The sequence below is a fragment of the Myxococcus sp. AM011 genome (genome assembly GCF_013372595.1).
In the GTDB taxonomy this organism is placed as follows: Bacteria; Myxococcota; Myxococcia; order Myxococcales; family Myxococcaceae; genus Myxococcus; species Myxococcus eversor.
In genome coordinates this window covers 1-1,103 of record NZ_JABXEM010000570.1, presented here as the reverse complement: position 1 = coordinate 1,103, position 1,103 = coordinate 1, and the positions used below count along the sequence as shown (strand labels likewise).

Sequence of the window (1,103 nt, the reverse complement as noted above, 5' to 3'; positions counted from 1 at the left end):
GCCCCCCCCTCCATCCGAGCCACCATCGGTGCCGCCGTCCGAGCCCGCGTCCGTGCCACCGTCATCCGTCACCGGTCGGGTGTCGACGCGCAGCGGCGGAGTGAAGGCCGCGGCCACGGCGTCCCAACGCAAGAGCTTCAGGTTGTCCGTGCCGCCATTGATGGAATCCTGCGCGACGAAAAGTCCTTCGGGAAACTCGGCGCCCACTGGCAGCGCGGTCACCGCCAGCGCGCGTGGAGACTCCGCGGCGCCGACGCCTCCATCCCCCGCCACCACGAGGAACGAACCCAGGAAGGCATACGTGCGGCGGTCCAACACGGCGAACGTGCCCGAGCCCGTATCCGCCGCCAGCAGGTAACCCTGCGCGTTGGCGGCGCGGTACAGCGCCAGGTGGTTGACGGTGCCGGACAGGTTGCGGTTCGCGCCCGTCAGCGAGGCCACCGACACGCGGGTGGTGCCACCGTTGGGCTCGGCGTTGTAGCGCCAGATGGCCTCACCGGCCTGCACGACGTAGACGAAGCCCAGCTCCTCGTCGGCGACCAGCCCGGTGATGGGGCCTCCCACGTCGATGGCCGGACGCACCAGGGTGGACGACAGCCCGCCATCCTCGCCGGACAGCTCGAACTGCTGGAGGGAGCCCGTCGCGGTCCCCGCGAACACGAAGAAGCGGCCCGTGCCGGGGCTGCGATAGAGCGCCACGGTGTTGAAGACCGTGCTGTTGGCGACGAACGGTCCAGAGCCAATCCGCTGCACCCGATTCGTCGTCTGGAAACCATCCACGACGTAGGCCGACAAGCCGACGACGGAGTTCGCCGTCACCGCCAGGGAACGCGTCGCCTGCCCCAGCCGGAAGCCATCGCGGACCGCGACGCTCACCGTGGGCCCATCCTGCTCCTGCTCCAGTTGTTGACCATCCAACCCGAACGTGGAGAGGCCGGAGTTCTGATTGTCATAGGCCGTGAGCAGCAGGCCGAGGCCCGCATCCGCCCCACCGACGCCGGGCGGTCCTACCCAGACAGCGACGTCCTGGATGAGGCCACCTGTCGCGGGGGGCCCGGGTGTCGTCTCGCGCTGTGCGGGCACCTGCAAGGGCTGGGTGGGTT

1 protein-coding gene is annotated in these 1,103 nt (G+C 69.8%); it reads right to left on the bottom strand.

The genetic code is table 11. From position 1 onward, the window contains the following. Positions 1-1,103 (bottom strand): phytase (locus HUW62_RS47365; protein ID WP_176438203.1); only part of this gene is annotated, 1,103 nt, incomplete at both ends.